Annotated in this window: 15 protein-coding genes, 1 tRNA gene and 3 pseudogenes; 12 read left to right on the forward strand and 7 right to left on the reverse strand. The window is 60.7% G+C overall.

From position 1 onward, the window contains the following. From MOV76_RS26835 to MOV76_RS26845, 3 genes are all read left to right on the forward strand, one after another. The coding region (locus MOV76_RS26835; RefSeq protein WP_247265663.1) for a helix-turn-helix transcriptional regulator at nt 1–326 on the forward strand (326 nt) is incomplete at its 5' end. A gap of 436 nt (nt 327–762) precedes the next feature. Continuing rightward, nucleotides 763–1,593 (forward strand): alpha/beta fold hydrolase, encoded by an 831-nt coding sequence (locus MOV76_RS26840; protein ID WP_247265672.1) that lies wholly within the window; start codon nt 763–765, stop codon nt 1,591–1,593. A gap of 113 nt (nt 1,594–1,706) precedes the next feature. Then, on the forward strand, nt 1,707–2,912 hold the full coding sequence (locus MOV76_RS26845; RefSeq protein ID WP_113542419.1) for an NAD(P)/FAD-dependent oxidoreductase: 1,206 nt from the start codon (nt 1,707–1,709) through the stop codon (nt 2,910–2,912). Between the two features lie 137 nt (nt 2,913–3,049). Here MOV76_RS26845 and MOV76_RS26850 read toward each other — a convergent pair. The 4 genes and pseudogenes from MOV76_RS26850 to MOV76_RS26865 all read right to left on the reverse strand — a co-directional run. Then, nucleotides 3,050–3,236: pseudogene (locus MOV76_RS26850) on the reverse strand (hypothetical protein); the annotation flags it as partial. Nucleotides 3,237–3,305: 69 nt separating this feature from the next. After that, nucleotides 3,306–3,731: a cupin domain-containing protein gene (locus MOV76_RS26855; protein ID WP_047620262.1), complete on the reverse strand. Its 426-nt coding sequence runs from the start codon at nt 3,729–3,731 to the stop codon at nt 3,306–3,308. Between the two features lie 142 nt (nt 3,732–3,873). Then, nucleotides 3,874–4,627: pseudogene (locus MOV76_RS26860) on the reverse strand (SDR family oxidoreductase). A 123-nt stretch (nt 4,628–4,750) separates the two neighbouring features. Next, the gene (locus MOV76_RS26865; RefSeq protein WP_018244003.1) at nt 4,751–5,704 is read right to left on the reverse strand and encodes an MBL fold metallo-hydrolase; all 954 of its coding nucleotides are present in this window, start codon (nt 5,702–5,704) and stop codon (nt 4,751–4,753) included. A gap of 508 nt (nt 5,705–6,212) precedes the next feature. Between MOV76_RS26865 and MOV76_RS26870 the strand changes: the two are divergent. After that, nucleotides 6,213–6,463: pseudogene (locus MOV76_RS26870) on the forward strand (response regulator transcription factor); the annotation flags it as partial. Here MOV76_RS26870 and MOV76_RS26875 read toward each other — a convergent pair. Beyond that, nucleotides 6,462–7,394: a LysR family transcriptional regulator gene (locus MOV76_RS26875; protein ID WP_247265664.1), complete on the reverse strand. Its 933-nt coding sequence runs from the start codon at nt 7,392–7,394 to the stop codon at nt 6,462–6,464. The pseudogene MOV76_RS26870 and the gene MOV76_RS26875 sit on opposite strands and share 2 nt — an antisense overlap. 58 nt (nt 7,395–7,452) lie before the next feature. On the opposite strand from MOV76_RS26875, the gene MOV76_RS26880 reads away from it, so the two are divergent. Beyond that, a complete protein-coding gene (locus MOV76_RS26880) occupies nt 7,453–8,202 on the forward strand; it encodes an SDR family NAD(P)-dependent oxidoreductase (RefSeq protein WP_247265665.1) in 750 nt (249 codons plus the stop codon). A gap of 190 nt (nt 8,203–8,392) precedes the next feature. Here MOV76_RS26880 and MOV76_RS26885 read toward each other — a convergent pair. Next, nucleotides 8,393–8,467, reverse strand: a tRNA-Gly gene (locus MOV76_RS26885). Between the two features lie 256 nt (nt 8,468–8,723). On the opposite strand from MOV76_RS26885, the gene MOV76_RS26890 reads away from it, so the two are divergent. The 4 genes from MOV76_RS26890 to MOV76_RS26905 all read left to right on the forward strand — a co-directional run bounded on the left by MOV76_RS26890 (nt 8,724) and on the right by MOV76_RS26905 (nt 11,527). Further along, nucleotides 8,724–9,233 (forward strand): prolyl-tRNA synthetase associated domain-containing protein, encoded by a 510-nt coding sequence (locus MOV76_RS26890; RefSeq protein ID WP_247265666.1) that lies wholly within the window; start codon nt 8,724–8,726, stop codon nt 9,231–9,233. Nucleotides 9,234–9,393: 160 nt separating this feature from the next. After that, nucleotides 9,394–10,368 carry a thioredoxin gene (trxA, locus tag MOV76_RS26895; protein WP_131646930.1) on the forward strand — a complete coding sequence of 325 codons (975 nt, stop codon included), beginning with the start codon at nt 9,394–9,396 and terminating at the stop codon, nt 10,366–10,368. Between the two features lie 274 nt (nt 10,369–10,642). Continuing rightward, nucleotides 10,643–11,329, forward strand: coding sequence for an LON peptidase substrate-binding domain-containing protein (locus tag MOV76_RS26900; protein ID WP_018448275.1), 687 nt, complete (start codon nt 10,643–10,645; stop codon nt 11,327–11,329). Between the two features lie 9 nt (nt 11,330–11,338). Further along, nucleotides 11,339–11,527 carry a Trm112 family protein gene (locus MOV76_RS26905; RefSeq protein ID WP_017966162.1) on the forward strand — a complete coding sequence of 63 codons (189 nt, stop codon included), beginning with the start codon at nt 11,339–11,341 and terminating at the stop codon, nt 11,525–11,527. Between the two features lie 32 nt (nt 11,528–11,559). On the opposite strand, the gene MOV76_RS26910 is transcribed toward MOV76_RS26905, so the two are convergent. Next, the gene (locus MOV76_RS26910) at nt 11,560–12,774 is read right to left on the reverse strand and encodes a ubiquinone biosynthesis hydroxylase (protein WP_247265667.1); all 1,215 of its coding nucleotides are present in this window, start codon (nt 12,772–12,774) and stop codon (nt 11,560–11,562) included. An 83-nt stretch (nt 12,775–12,857) separates the two neighbouring features. On the opposite strand from MOV76_RS26910, the gene tesB reads away from it, so the two are divergent. The 3 genes from tesB (at nt 12,858) to MOV76_RS26925 (ending at nt 15,761) form a co-directional block, all read left to right on the forward strand. Next, on the forward strand, nt 12,858–13,742 hold the full coding sequence (tesB, locus tag MOV76_RS26915) for an acyl-CoA thioesterase II (protein WP_028733566.1): 885 nt from the start codon (nt 12,858–12,860) through the stop codon (nt 13,740–13,742). 210 nt (nt 13,743–13,952) lie between these two features. Then, nucleotides 13,953–14,303, forward strand: a complete 351-nt coding sequence (locus MOV76_RS26920; protein WP_003543684.1) for a P-II family nitrogen regulator — start codon at nt 13,953–13,955, stop codon at nt 14,301–14,303. Between the two features lie 27 nt (nt 14,304–14,330). Then, nucleotides 14,331–15,761, forward strand: a complete 1,431-nt coding sequence (locus MOV76_RS26925; protein WP_018243995.1) for an ammonium transporter — start codon at nt 14,331–14,333, stop codon at nt 15,759–15,761. Nucleotides 15,762–15,810: the final 49 nt, after the last annotated feature.

Below are 15,810 nucleotides of genomic sequence, written 5' to 3' on the forward strand. Positions count from 1 at the left end.
GCCTCGCGCCGAGCGTGCTGCGCCGGGCCATCGAACGATTGCGGTCGGACGCCGACGCGGACGTCTCCCTCGCGGCCCTCGCTGCCGATTCCGGGCTGTCGCGTTTTCATTTCTGTCGCGCTTTCAAGGAAAGCACGGGGCTTTCACCTCACAACTGGCTGCGTCAATATCGGCTCGAGCAAGCCATAAACATGCTGCGCGATCCTCAAAATTCGATCGCGTTGGTCGCCGCCTCCCTCGGCTATGCCTCGCAAACAGCATTTGCAGCTGCATTCCGAAAATTGACCGGTGAAACACCGACTGATTGGCGCCGCCGCCACGGCTGACCGTAATCTCCCTTGGCCCTCGCCTCAGATTCCGGACCGTCCCGTTCTTCGCTTCCACACCATCGGCTCGAGCACGCGACAATCCCCCTGGCATGGCGTTGGTCGCAGCCTCACTTGACTGCGCCTCACAAACAGCCTTGGCCGCCACATTGCCAAAGCTGACCGGCAAAACGCCGGGCGATGAACTGCGGCCGCCCGCTAAACCGCAATTGCTCTGCAACGGCGCCAATCCCTCTGGCGCAGCCGTAGACGTGTTTCGCTAAACCACCATTGCGCCCATTCCGATGGATCCTGCGGAGACAAAGGATGGTCTGGGACACCGATTACGGGTCAATCGCAACGACGCGACCCGTAGCGGATTGCATACCCGATTTTAGCAACTGTCCGTCCGGCGATGACGGGCGCCGAAACAAATATTCCACAAAGGATCAGCACAATGACCTCTATTACAACCAGCGACGGTGTTCAGCTTTTTTACAAGGACTGGGGACCGAAGTCTGCTCAGCCGATCGTCTTTCACCATGGCTGGCCCCTCAGCTCCGACGATTGGGATAATCAAATGCTCTTCTTCCTCGGCAAAGGTTTTCGCGTGATCGCTCATGACCGCCGCGGCCACGGCCGATCGAGCCAGGTGAGCGACGGTCATGACATGGATCACTACGCCTCCGATGTTGCCGCAATGATTGACTACCTCGATCTTCGTAATGCCATCCATGTCGGCCACTCTACCGGCGGCGGTGAAGCCGCGCGGTATGTCGCGCGGTACGGCAAAGGGCGCGTTGCCAAACTGATCCTGATTGCGGCCGTGCCGCCATTGATGTTGAAGACCGGCGCCAATCCCGGCGGTTTGCCGATCGAGGCATTCGACGGATTGCGCAGCCAGCTCGCTGCCAACCGTTCGCAGTTCTATCGCGATTTTCCGAGCGGCCCCTTCTACGGGTACAACCGCCCGGGTGCCGAGCCGTCGCAGGCCGTGATCTCAAATTGGTGGCGTCAGGGCATGATGGGCGGCGCGAAAGCGCATTACGAAGGCATTAAGGCATTCTCGGAGACGGATTTCACCGAGGACCTGAAGAGCACCACCGTGCCGACGCTGGTGTTGCATGGGGATGACGACCAGATCGTTCCCATCGGTGCTGCCGCTCCATTGTCGGCGAAGCTGCTGCAGGCAAGCACGCTGAAAATCTACGAGAAACTGCCGCATGGGTTGTGCACGACCCATGCAGATGTCGTCAATGCCGACATGCTGGCCTTCATCACCGCCTGAGCGACTTCGCTTCACCAATCCGCGCGCCATCGTTACCGACCATCTCGCCGCCCATCGGGAGCGGCAACGGTGACGCGCGACCCTTTGAAACTACAAACCATGGAGTGAATAACATGAGACTTGTGATTGTAGGCGCCGGGTTCGCCGGCATGTACGCCGCACTTTCCGCAGCCCGCCTGCGCGATATCGAAGGCGTTTCGCCCGAAGAGCTCGAAATCGCGCTGGTGTCCCCGGAACCGACGCTCGTCATCCGCCCCCGGCTTTATGAGCCGAAACCCGAGAGCCTGACGGCACCTTTGCAGGATGTATTTGATGCCGTCGATGTCGCCTACGTGCAGGGCAGCGTTGAAGCGGTCGATACGAAGGCCGGCACCGTAGACGTCGTCAATGCCAAAGGCGAACGAAAGTCCCTTCAGTATCATCGCCTTGTGCTCGCCACCGGCAGCCGGCTGTTCCGTCCGAATATTCCCGGCCTCGCCGACTACGCCTTCAGCGTCGATAACATCGATGACGCCATTGCCCTTGATCGCCACCTGCACGAGCTTGCGAAGATGCCGGCCTCGGCTGCGCGCGACACAATCGTTGTTGCCGGCGCTGGTTTCACAGGTATCGAGGCGGCGACCGAGATGCCTTCGCGGCTGCGGACCCTGTTCGACGAAACCGCCAATCCGCGTGTCATTATCGTCGACCGCAGCAGCGCGGTAGCCCCCGACATGGGCGAAGGTCCGCGCCCAATCATCGAGGAAGCACTTCACAAGCTCGGCGTGGAAACGCGGCTCAATGCCTGCGTTTCATCGCTGGATAAATCCGGAGTTACGCTGAGTACCGGTGAGCATATCGAAACCATGACCGTAATCTGGGCGGGAGGCATACGGGCCAATCCGCTGACCACCAAAATTCCCGGCGAGCGTGACAAGTTCGACCGGCTGCTGGTCGATGGCTGCCTGCGCGTGCCGTCCGTACCCGGCGTCTTCGCCACCGGGGATGCGGCGCGCGCTGCTTGCGACGACTGCGGCAACTACGCACTGATGTCGTGCCAGCACGCCACACGCATGGGCGCCTTCGCGGGCAACAACGCCGCCGCTGAACTGTTGGGCGTGCCAGCACGGCAATATCATCAGGAAGCCTATGTCACCTGCCTCGACCTCGGCGATGCCGGAGCCCTCTTTACGCGAGGATGGGATCGCAAGGTGGAGATGGTCGGCGAGAAAGCGAAGGCGACCAAGCAGGAGATCAACACCGTCTGGATCTATCCGCCGAAGCCCGAGCGCGCCGCTGCGCTGGCCTCAGCTGATCCGGAGCATGTGACCAAACTGTGATCGGATCCCGAGATGAGGCTGCGCTCTGAATAAGAGCGCAGCTTGCCATATTCCGGCTTGTTCCTGACGCAACTCATCTTTCATCGATCATTTCTTCCCGAGCGCTTTCGGCCCGTAAGCAATCTTTGAAGGCGTGCGATACCATCGGGCTGGTGCGGCGCGATGCTTGCCATAAAAGGCACGAGACTCATGCCGGTAAAGAAAAGGATATGGACGATCAGGCGACCTGTCGGACGGTTTCCGCCCTGTGTGCCACACGACGATCCCGGCAATTCCCAGAGTGTTGATCAGGACGACCGGCAGGAAGTTGTCATCACTGGACATAGCTGGGTTCACCGATCATGGTTTGTGTCAATGAACTGCCGGGCACGGCATCGTGCCCGGCCAGATCGCCTATTTCTTGATCGGGAAGGTCAGTTCCTGCTCAGTGGTATCGACCACGAAGACAGCAAGCAGCTTTGCCGGCTTAGTCTTGCTGGCGTTTTCGCTGACACCGTGACGATCGCCCGGAAATTCTGAGAAGCTTTCACCGGCGCTATAGACAGTGACGGGGCCATCGTTGACCTGACTACGGATCGCGCCTTCGAGAACGGTCGCGTATATGAAGGCGGACACCGGATGTGTATGGCCCTCCGAGAAACCACCCGGAGCATATTCGACGAGAACGCCCTTCATGCTCTTGCCGGGTACGTTCGGCAGTTTGTGGTCATAGACCAGCGTAACCTTTGCGCCCTCCCCGCCACCGGGCGCATCATGCGCAAGAGCCGAACCTGACAGGAGAGCCGTCAATGCGACGGCAAAAGCCAATGACTTGATCATGTTTATTGTCCTTTCATGACTTGGAGTCGATCGCGGTTTCTATATAACATATTGTTTTTATATATCTTTTCGATGGCATCGCCATCAAAATGCAATGCTGCGGGCGCATGGGCCGCTTATTAGGCGGCCAATGCGCAACTCGTTATTTTCTGGGTGTTGTCGCAAACCAATCGTCGAAACCGATGCGGCCGATGCGAGGATGATTGTCGGAGACGAGTGAACCGTCTTCCAGTTTGGTGCCGAAATAGCGGGCATCCGGATCTGCGACAACCGTGCGGGAATCTCCGATCGCCTTGAGGTAGCGCGCGGCGAAATCGCAGAGACGCGCGCGCTCGGGGCCGCAGATTTCGATAATGCCGTTAGCCGGCGCGGCAAGCGCCGCGTCCGTCACGAAATCGGCGACGTCGTCGGACGCGATCGGCTGCAGGGAACCTGTCGACAAATGGGCCGTGTCGCCAACCGTGCCCTCCTGGGCGATGCCGCCGAGAAATTCCATGAACTGTGTGGAACGCACGATGGTGTAGGGAATGCCGGCTTCCCGGATGATTTTTTCCTGGGCGACCTTGGCTCGAAGATAGCCGCTATCCGGCAACCGATCCGTGCCGACGATGGAAAGTGCTATGTGGTGTTTCACGCCGGCCGCGATTTCCGCTGCCATCAGGTTCTTGCCCGCCGTCTGAAAGAATTCAAGCACGGCCTTATCCTCGAAGGATGGCGAGTTCGCGAGGTCGATCACCACGTCGGTATTCTTCAGTGCTTCCGCCAAGCCCTCCCCGGTCAGGGTATTTAACGCCGGTTTTCGGGGCAGCGGCAATGACCTCATGCCCTTTCTTGCGCAGGCGCTCTGCGGTCTTGGAACCGATCAGGCCGGTTCCGCCGATAATCACGATTTTCATAAGACGCTCCATTTGCTGCGCGCCCATGCGGTGCGCGTGGTTCAATAGGTGGATAGGTGAAGGCCGGGCTGGGCACGGCCTTCAAGGATGCACGCTTTGGTTCGGCCTTAATTCAACAAGCGGTCAGTAGTCCCAGAAGACCGGGACCCAACGAAAGGCGTCGCCGTCGACCGCAACATGGCCAACGGAAGGAAACGGCATATGCGTTGCCACCAACAGTTCGCCGGTCGCTGCAAGCTCCCGCAAAAGCCGGACCCGAACGCGGGCAGCCTCCTCGGGGTCATGTTCGAAGCCGTTGTACCAGTCGGGGTGGTCGAACCCGACCGCGAACACGGCGTCGCCGGCAAACATCAGACGGTCGTTGCCTGAGGCCACGCGGACCACGCTGTGCCCAGGGGTGTGCCCGCCGGTACGAGAGACGACCACGCCCGGCGCTACTTCATGCTCATCCTCGAACAGCCTGAGATGGCTGCGATACTCTTTGGCGAACCGCTTGGCGGCCGCCCGAAGCGCGTCGGGGAAGCCCGCCGGCATCGAGACGTGGGAGAAATCGGGCGACTCCCAAAATTTGACCTCGGCAGCGGCCACATGGATCCGCAGGTCCGGATTCAACTGTTCCTTCACCCCGTCGACGAGCAGCCCGCCAACGTGGTCCATGTGCATGTGTGTCAGCACCACGTCGGTCACGGATCCAAGATCGATGCCGGCGGCCTCCAGTCGCTTCATCAACTGCCCGGCCCGCGGCAAGTTCAAGTCCGGGTCCAATCCTAACCCGGCGTCGATGAGTATGGTCTGCCCGCCGCTGCGCACCACGACCACGTTCAGTGCCCAGTCGAAGGCGTCCGGCGGCAGGAACATGTCGCCCAGCCAGGCGGCCCGGGCGGCCGGCTCGGCGTTGTGTCCCAACATCGCGGTTGGGAGCGGCAGCACTCCATCGCTGATCACCAGCACGTCAATCTCGCCGATCCGTACCGCATAGCGCGACGGAACCAGCTCTTCGGGTGCCGGTCTGCTGGGATGTGAGCTGTTGTCCAGTTTCATGCTTGCCTTCTGAGCGTCATTGATCATCTGGTTCATCTTTGAAAACTCCTGTGTTCTATCCTGGTGCTAATCCTGGGTGGCTTACGCTTCCTGGACGGGAAGCGCGGTCAATGTGGGTGAAGTCTCTAGCGGTCGGCGACACACTCACTGCTGGCGTGTCCTCTAATGATCTAGCGAAACCGATCTGCGGCTGCGCCAGAATGATTGCTGCCGCTGCAGAGCAATTGCTGTTGACGCATGTGCATGCGGCAGTCGCCCGGGGTTTCGCCGGTTTGTTGGATGCAGCCGCGAGAGAAACGTCCGGCAATGATCCTCAAAGACATCCTGGCCTTCGGGATCGTCGTTTACGTGGTTCTCGACTGCTTCGACCTTAGGGTCGGCATCCGATATCGAGTTGGAACGCCATCGCCCCATCTGAGATAGCAACGAGACGTCACTCGTCTGGCAAGCTGGTGCTGCGGCCTTTCCAATAGGCTTCGCCATCAACATCTCGGGGCCGTTGATTGAAGCTCGGCGCGCTTTCCCAAGCGGGCGGAACGGTGCCAAAACGATGAAGGTGGGCGCTATGGATTTCCTCACCAAGCCGGTGTCAGACCAGACGCTGCTCGATGCAGTGGGGCCGGTATCGCGTTGGAGGCCCGGTGCACGGAAGCTATCGTCGTCAAACGCAATCTTGAACGTTTAGGGATGCTGACGCATCGCGAGCGCCAGATCCTACGCGAGGTGGTGACGCGCGGACGCCTCAACAAACAGATCGCTTTCGATCTCGGCATCAGCGACGTCACGGTCAAGCTCAGATGGCTTCGAGGGCTTTTGCCTCGCGGGCGATGAAATCGCAGACCAGTTTTACGCGCAACGGCACGGTGCGACCAAAGGCGTGCAGTGCATTAAAGGGAGCGCTAGGGAACGCAAACCCCGTCGCGAGTGTAACAAGCGTGCCGTCTGCCAGGTCTTTCGCGACCAGACAGCGCAGAAGATAGGCCGCTCCCAGCCCACTGAGCGCAGCCTGAATGAGTGCGGCCCCTGAGTCGCAATCGACGCGCCCGAAGGGAATGAAGCTCGTCCCGTCCGGCAGGCGCAGAGGCTGCGTGACACCACCCAGTGCATAGCGGGCAAAGGGCAAAGCCGCCAGCGCTTCGGCAGTTGCAGGATTGCCCCAGGTCTTCAGAAAGGTCGGAGACCCGACGATCGTCATCCGCAGGTCGGCCAGGTGACGAACCATGAGGTCCCCCGGCGCGGGATTTCCAACGCGCAGCACAACGTCGTAGTCCTCCCTGATCAGGTCGACGAACCGATCCGTAAGTCCGACTTCGAGATGCAGGTTCGGATAGTCGGCTGCAAAGCTTCCGAAGAGGCGCGGCAGCAGTAGAGGGGCCATTTCGCTAGGCATGCTGATGCGCAAGCGACCCGAGGGCGCAACGTCCGACCTGATCGCCTCTTCACTTGCATCCAGGTCTCGCAACAGCGGCGCAACGCGGTCGAAGAAAAGTTGCCCGTCCTGGGTAAGCATCAGGGCGCGCGTGGAGCGCAGGAACAGCCGGGCGCCAATCTTCTTTTCCAGCCGCGCCACGCTCTTCGACACCGCTGACGGAGTCGTCGCCAGATCGCGGGCCGCGGCACTGAACGATCCGGCCTCTACCGTCCGCACAAAAGCCATCAATCCGGGCATCTCGTTGAGCAGATTCGGCATTTGCACCTCCGCGGCACAGATCATGTGCCCGCCCATGATCTAATGACGAAGGGTGGCAGCGTTTATCTCATTTCTCGTTGAAAGGAGATAAACAATGCAACACCTCAAAGACAAGGTCGCCGTCATCACCGGCGGCAATAGCGGCATCGGCAAGGCGACTGCTCGGCTGTTCGCGGAAGAAGGAGCGCAGGTCATCATTTCCGGGCGCCGGCAGGATGCTGTCGACCGCGCCGTGCAAGAAATCGGTCCGTCGGCCATCGGCTTCGTGGGTGATGCCGCCGACCTAGAAGATCATCGCAGGCTGGCGGACACCGTGAAGAGCCGCTTCGGCGGGCTCGACATCTACATGGCCAATGCCGGGATCATCAATCTCACCCCCTCCGCCGAGGTGACTCCGGCAGACTATGACCGGCACTTCGCAATCAATACGCGCGGCGTGTTCTTCGGCGTGCAGACGATCGCCCCTCTGATCCGCGACGGCGGAAATATCATCGTTACGAGCTCGCTCGCGGCCACGAAGGTCCTCCCGGACCATACTGTCTATGCCGGTTCAAAGGCAGCAACCGCCGCCTTTGCGAAAAACTGGGCGATCGAATTCAAGTCGCGGCGGATCCGCGTCAACATCCTGAGCCCGGGACCGGTCGAGACGGAAATCCTCGCCAAGCTGGGCGTATCGGAGGCCGAGCGGCCGGCATTCGAAGATTACATGGCTTCCCTGATCCCTGCCGGCCGTCTCGGCCGACCGGAAGAGTTGGCGCGCGCCGCACTCTTCCTCGCCTCCGACACAGGAAGCTTTGTCAACGGGATCGAGCTTCATGTCGATGGCGGCATGACCCTGGCTTAAACGGCCTGCCCTTTGCCAGCCCCAACGGGCTCTACAACCTGTCGAAGCTGTCGGTGGACTATGATCTGGGATATATCGACCTGGAGCAGAGGACTTTGCAAACCACCGACAACCCGTTCGGCACGAGGTTGTCACCCATGTCTGAGGAACAATCTGTTACCTATGTCTTCGGTATGGGCAATTGAGAAACTGGAGCGGGCGAAGGGATTCGAACCCTCGACCCCAACCTTGGCAAGGTTGTGCTCTACCCCTGAGCTACACCCGCTCAATCCGCATCGGTCCGGGGTAGTTGTTGGACCGTGGGCGCCGCCTCGCGGCGACCGGCGCTATATGGCCTAACGGGTTTTCAAATGCAACAGGGAAATGACGGTGAGGCGAAGAAAAATTCTGGTGTTCGCAGAGCTCGGGCGGAAAGGCCGCAAATGCGGGGCAAAGCGTCGGTCGCAAAGATTGCCAAACGATGTGGACGGACTTAATCAGGACGCCTCGCTTTTTTCCCTTCCCGTCCAATGGATTGCCCCATGTCCGAAAATGCCCCCAAGACCAGAGAAGAATTGTTTGCCTTTCTCGACGGGCTCGGCATCGCCCATAAGACGGTGGACCATGCGCCGGTCTTCACTGTGGCCGAATCGGTGGCCCTGCGCGACGAGATCCCCGGCGGCCACACCAAGAATCTCTTCGTCAAGGACAAGAAGGACAAGTATTTTCTGCTGACGGTGGAGGAAAATGCTGCCGTCGATCTCAAGCAGGTGCATAATGCCATCGGCGGGTCCGGCCGGGTCTCTTTCGGCAGACCGGAGAAGCTGATGGAGTATCTCGGCGTGCCTCCGGGTTCGGTCACGGCGTTCGGCGCGATCAACGATACTGCGGAGAATGTCACCTTCGTGCTCGATGCCGAGCTGATGCGCGAGGAGATCGTCAACTGCCATCCGCTATCCAATGATGCGACGACCTCGATTGCGAGCAGTGACCTCGTCCGTTTCATGGAAGCGACGGGACATAAGCCACTTGTCTTGAAAGTGACGTCCTGACATACGATTTTAGCGCTAAAGCGCGTGGCGATCTTTTAGATTCGCTTGCCGCGCTTTAGTCTTTGGTTTTGCGCATGTCTTTATCGCAAAACCGCACCACAGTTTTGCGCGAGATGCTTTAGCAAAGACGCCGGAAGGATCGGCGCGGCGGGAGATACCTATGAGCGGCAGCGACAACCCCTATAGCGGTTCCTTCGGAAATCAGATGACGGCGACGACAAGCTTCGGCGGGGCACCGGAACCCGCGGCTGCGGCCGGCAGCTACATCACGGATACGACGACCGCGAATTTCGGCAAGGATGTGATCGAGGAATCGCGCAAGCAGCCGGTGCTGGTCGATTTCTGGGCGCCCTGGTGCGGTCCGTGCAAACAGCTGACGCCGGTCTTGGAGAAAGTGGTCAACGAAGCCAAGGGCCGCGTCCGGCTGGTCAAGATGAACATCGACGATCATCCCTCGATCGCCGGCCAGCTCGGCATCCAGTCGATCCCCGCCGTCATCGCCTTCGTCAACGGTCGCCCCGCCGACGGTTTCATGGGCGCGGTGCCGGAAAGTCAGATCCAGCAGTTCATCGACCGGATCGCCGGTCCGGCCGGCGCCGACGAGGCGGCGGAAATCGAAGCCGTACTTGCGGAAGCGGCGGAACTGTTTGCTGCCGGCAATATCAACGAGGCTGCTCAGCTCTATGGCGCCGTCATGCAGGCCGACCCCGAGAATGCCAAGGCGCTTGCCGGAATGGCCGAATGCATGATCGCCGCAAACCAGCATCAGCGGGCGCGCGAAATCCTGACGGAATTGCCGGAAGAGCTGGCGAAAGACGCCGGCATCCAGGCCGTGCTGATGAAGCTCGAGCAGATCGAAGAGGCCCGCAAGCTCGGCGATCCCGTTGCGCTTGAGCGCGAGCTGGCTGCCAATCCCGATGACCACGAGTCGCGTCTGAAGCTCGCCAAGATTCGCAATGTCGAAGGCCGGCGCGACGAAGCGGCCGACCATCTGCTTCTGATCATGCGCAAGGACCGTGCCTTCGACGATGATGGCGCCCGCCGCCAATTGCTTCAATTCTTTGAAGTCTGGGGCTTCAAGGATCCGGCGACGGTTGCAGCGCGCCGCAAGCTTTCAGCCATGCTGTTCTCGTAAAGCGATCCAGCTTTCCTGGAAGCGCAGCACCGCTCTAGCCTTTTGTTTTCACGCAATTCCGGGAAAACCGCTTCGCACTTTTCCCGGAATTGCTCCCGGCTCCGCGCGTCCAACAGGACGCGCTAACCGCGCGCTATCGCATTCAATCCACGTATAATCCTGCTCGAACATCGATCCTGATTTTCAGGGTATGAGTTAAGTTTCGAGCATCTGCCCTTGCGTTTTCGGACGAGGGCACCACATTCTCGTCAGAACGGGCATGCCCGTTACAAGAATGCGGGACGGTTTCATGCAAGTCGGGAATGCCAGATACCTGAAGCCGGGCGATCTGCCTGATGCGATCGCTGTCTTCCCCCTGACCGGCGCCCTCCTGCTGCCGGCCGGGCAGCTTCCCCTCAACATTTTCGAGCCGCGCTACCTGGCGATGCTGGATGCAGCACTGACCGGAAACCGGCTGATCGGCATGGTGCAGCCGGCGCTTGGCGAACATGAGGACAAGGGCGGCGAGCCCAACCTTGCCGCTGTCGGCTGCCTCGGTCGGATCACCTCCTTCGCGGAGACCGGCGACGGGCGCTATATCGTATCGCTGACCGGCGTCTGCCGCTTCCGGCTGCTGGAGGAGAAAACGACCAACGATCCCTTCCGCATCTTCCGTATCGCCCCGTTCATCGCCGACCTCTCGGCCGCGAACGAGGAGGAGGCGGTCGACCGGGCGGCACTTCTGACCGCCTTCAAGGCCTATCTCGATGCCAACAAGCTCGAGGCCGACTGGGAGAGCGTCGAACGGGCGAGCAATCTGACGCTCGTCAATTCGCTGGCGATGATGTCGCCCTTCGGGCCGGCAGAAAAGCAAGCGCTGCTGGAGGCGCCGGACCTGAAGACGCGGGCCGAGACGCTGATCGCCATTACCGAAATCGTGCTGGCGCGCGTCTTCGGTGACTCCGACACGGTTCTGCAGTAGACTTCAGCCATGGATGAAAAACTCAGCCGCGTCGATCCAAAGCTGCTCGATCTCCTGGTCTGCCCGCTCTCCAAGGGCCGGCTTTCCTATGATCGCGAGCAGAATGAGCTTGTCTCGGAAAAGGCACGACTTGCCTATCCGATCCGCGACGGCATTCCGATCATGCTGGTGTCCGAGGCCCGCCGCCTCGACGACTAAAGCAATTCCAGGGAATTGCGTAAAAACAAAGATTAAATCGTCTCTCCGGCAAGCAGGCGCGGATTGTCCTTTGCCGTCGTTCCGGCCGCCTGGCCGATGAAGAAGGATTTGAGGCGCGGCAGCCGGTCGACGATGCCGAGGCCGACGTCGCGGGCGATGCGGACCGGCGTCGCATCGTTGGAGAAGAGCCGGTTCAGCACGTCGGTCGTCACCCCCATGCGGAAAGTGTCGAAGCGCCGCCAGGTCTGGTAGCGCTCGAGGATATTGATCGAGCCGATATCGAGGCCGAGGCGATCCGCGTCCACGATGGTTTCGGCAAGTGCCGCCACATCCTTGAAGCCGAGATTGAGACCCTGACCGGAAATCGGGTGAATGCCGTGGGCGGCGTCGCCGGCCAGCGCGAAACGCGGCGCGACGAAGGAGCGCGCCAGCGTCAGGCCAAGCGGGAAGGCGCGCTTGCCGCCGATGACTTTCAGGCTCCCAAGCTTGTGGCCGAAGCGGCGTTCGAGCTCTTCCTCGAAGATCAAGTCGTCGGCGGCAACCAGCCGGTTGGCATCCGGCGTCCGCTCCGTCCAGACGAGCGAGGAGCGGTTGTTCTTGAGCGGCAGGATGGCGAAGGGGCCGGCCGGCAGGAAATGTTCCTCGGCGCATCCGTCATGCGGCCGCTCGTGTTCGACTGTTGCAACGATGCCGGACTGGCCGTAGTCCCAGGTGACGGTCCTGATACCGGCCAGATCGCGCAGTTTCGAGCGCACGCCGTCGCAGGCAACCAGCAGCCGCGTTTCCAGCGCGCTGCCGTCCGAAAGCGTGACGGTGACATGGGTGTCGTGGGTCTTCAGCTCCGTGGCGCCGAGCCCGTGGCGGATGTCGATGCCGAGCCGTTCGCAGGCGCCGCGCAGTGCTGCGACCATGGCAACATTCGGGATCATGTGGGCGAAGGGCCGGCCTTCAGTCACTTCGCCGTCGAAGGTCAGAAAAACCGGACGCACCGGATCGGAGGTCTTGGAGTCGGTGACGATCATTTTGGTGATCGGCTGGGCTTCCGGTTCGATCTCGTTCCAGATGCCGAAGACCTCGAGCATCTTCGCCGCCGCCGCGATGATGGCGGAAGCGCGCGTATCGTTTTTCCAGACATGTTCGGGGGCGGCCTCGACGACGGCGACATTCAGATGGGGTGCCGCCTGTTTGACCGCGACAGCGGCGGAAAGGCCGACATAACCCCCGCCCACAACCAGCATGTCCAGCATCGCGCCGCTCCCGTACCTTATGCCTCAGATGTGATCTATATAGATCATCGCAACTTCACTTCCTACCGCTGGGAGACATAGAAATGACAGGCGAGACGACCGGGCCTTCGGCGATGGAGACGCTGCTTTCGACGCTCGACCTCGAGCCGATCGAGGTCGATATCTTCCGCGGCCGCAGTCCCAAGGTCGGCTGGCAGCGGGTCTTCGGCGGCCAGGTGATCGGCCAGGCGCTGATGGCGGCGCAGCGCACCATCGAGGGCGAACGTTTCGTCCATTCGCTGCATGCTTATTTCATGCGTCCCGGCGATCCCTCGGTGCCGATCATCTATCAGGCGGAGCGCATTCGCGACGGATCGAGCTTCAATACGCGGCGTGTCGTCGCCATCCAGCACGGCAAGGCAATCTTCGCGCTGTCGGCCTCCTTCCAGGTGGAGGAGCCGGGCTTCGAACACCAGACTGCGATGCCCGAGGTCGAGATGCCGGAGGCGCTGCTCGGCGAGCAGCAGATCAAGGAGCAGTATCTCGCGCATGCGCCGGAGGCGATCCGAAAATACTGGCAGCGTGAGCGGCCGATCGAGATCCGTCCCGTCTCGCTGACCCATTATTTTTCCGACAGGAAGCTCGATCCCAAACAGGACGTCTGGGTGCGCGCCACCGGCCCGGTTCCCGACGACCGGCTCTATCAGGCGGCGGTGCTTGCCTATCTTTCGGACATGACGCTGCTCGATACGTCGCTCTATGCGCACGGAACGTCCATCTTCGACCAGAGCCTGCAGGTGGCGAGCCTCGATCACTCCATGTGGTTCCACCGACCCTGCAAGCTCGACGACTGGTTGCTTTATACGCAGGACAGTCCGTCGGCTTCAGGTGCCAGAGGATTAACCCGGGGTAGCCTGTTTACGCGATCGGGCCGCCTAATCGCATCGGTCGCGCAGGAAGGCCTGATTCGGAAAAAGGCAAATGAATAAAAATTGTGCAACTTTGTAAATTTGCGCGTTATTTGTGCGCTTATTGGCCGATCATTTGCCTGTTTATTGGCACTCTTTATTATAACCTTTACTTTTCAATAACTTACGATCTGCCTCGAATCTGGCACGCCCCTTGAATGTGTATCGCCGGTCGCTGTTCAGGAACGTCAGCGGCAAGGAGAGTCGGCTCCGCGCCGAGGATAACGAAGGATGGGAAACCAGATGAAAATTGTGATGGCCATTATCAAGCCGTTCAAGCTCGATGAGGTCCGCGAAGCCCTTACGGCGATCGGTATTCAGGGGCTGACCGTAACCGAGGTGAAGGGCTACGGGCGCCAGAAGGGGCACACCGAAATCTATCGCGGCACCGAATATGCAGTCAGCTTCCTGCCGAAGCTCAAGATCGAAATCGCGGTTGCATCGGAACTCGTCGACAGGGCGGTCGAGGCCATCGCGGCATCGGCCAAGACCGGCCAGATCGGTGACGGCAAGATCTTCGTCTATTCGATCGACCATGCCGTGCGCATCCGTACGGGCGAAACCGACTCAGAAGCGCTGTAAGAACGGCAGATCAAGGAGCTTTATCCAATGTCAATTTCGAAGTTTTCTTCCACCTTTGCGCGGCTTTGCGCAGCTTCGGCCGCCCTTCTGGCGCCGGCCGTCGCTTTCGCGCAGGAGGCTGCGCCAGCTGCCGCCACCGCTGCTGCTGCTCCTGCTTTCACCATGGACAAGGGTGACAATACCTGGATGCTCGTCTCGTCGGCGCTCGTCCTTCTGATGACCATCCCCGGCCTTGCGCTTTTCTACGGCGGTCTCGTCCGCGCCAAGAACATGCTCTCGGTGCTGATGCAGGTCTTCATGATCACGGCCGTCGTGGCGCTGATCTGGGTGACCTATGGCTATTCGCTCGCCTTCACCGACGGCGGCTCGCTGAACAGCTTCGTCGGCGGCTTCTCCAAGGCGTTTCTGGCCGGCGTCAACACGTCGTCGCTCGCCGAAACCTTCTCGAAGGGCGTCGCCATTCCGGAATACACCTTCATCGTGTTCCAGATGACCTTCGCCTGCATCACGCCCGGCCTGATCGTCGGCGCATTCGCCGAGCGCATCAAGTTCTCGGCCGTCATGCTCTTCGTCGTGCTCTGGGTTACCTTCATCTACTTCCCGATGGCGCACATGGTCTGGTTCTGGGGCGGTCCGAGCTCCTACACTTCGCCGGCCGGCCTGATCTTCTCCTATGGCGCAATCGACTTCGCCGGCGGCACGGTCGTTCATATCAATGCCGGTATTGCGGGCCTCGTCGGCGCCATCATGCTCGGCAAGCGCACGGGCTATAAGAAGGAAATCATGGCTCCGCACTCGATGACGCTGACCATGGTCGGCGCCTCGCTGCTCTGGGTCGGCTGGTTCGGCTTCAACGCCGGCTCCAACCTCGAAGCCAATGCCTACGCCTCGCTTGCCTTTATCAACACCTTCGTCGCAACGGCTGCCGCCGCTGTGTCCTGGTGCATCGTCGAAACCCTCACCCGCGGCAAGGCTTCCATGCTGGGTGGTGCTTCCGGCGCCGTCGCCGGTCTCGTTGCCATCACCCCGGCGGCAGGCTTTGCCGGCCCGATGGGCGCGATCGTTCTCGGCCTCATCGTCTCGCCGGTCTGCTACTTCTTCGTTGACGTCGTGAAGAACAAGTTCAACTACGACGACAGCCTCGATGTCTTCGGCGTCCATTGCGTCGGCGGCATCATCGGCGCTCTCGGCACCGGTATCCTCGTCAACCCGGCGCTCGGCGGTGCAGGCATCGTCGATTATTCCACGGCCGACTTCGCAGCCTCTTATGCCGGCACGGCAACCCAGGTCTGGGCCCAGGCCAAGGGCGTGCTGACAACGCTGCTGTGGTCGGGCATCGGCTCGGCGATCCTCTACAAGATCGTCGACGTTGTCATCGGCCTGCGTGTAACCGTTGAAGCCGAACGCGAAGGTCTCGACCTTTCGACCCACGGCGAAGCCGCCTATCACTCTTCCTGATCACAGGGTTTGCGGCGCCCGGCAGAAGGGCGCCGCAGCACGGCCCGTC

The organism is Rhizobium sp. PRIMUS64, assembly GCF_023006465.1.
GTDB classification, from domain to species: Bacteria; Pseudomonadota; Alphaproteobacteria; order Rhizobiales; family Rhizobiaceae; genus Rhizobium; species Rhizobium leguminosarum.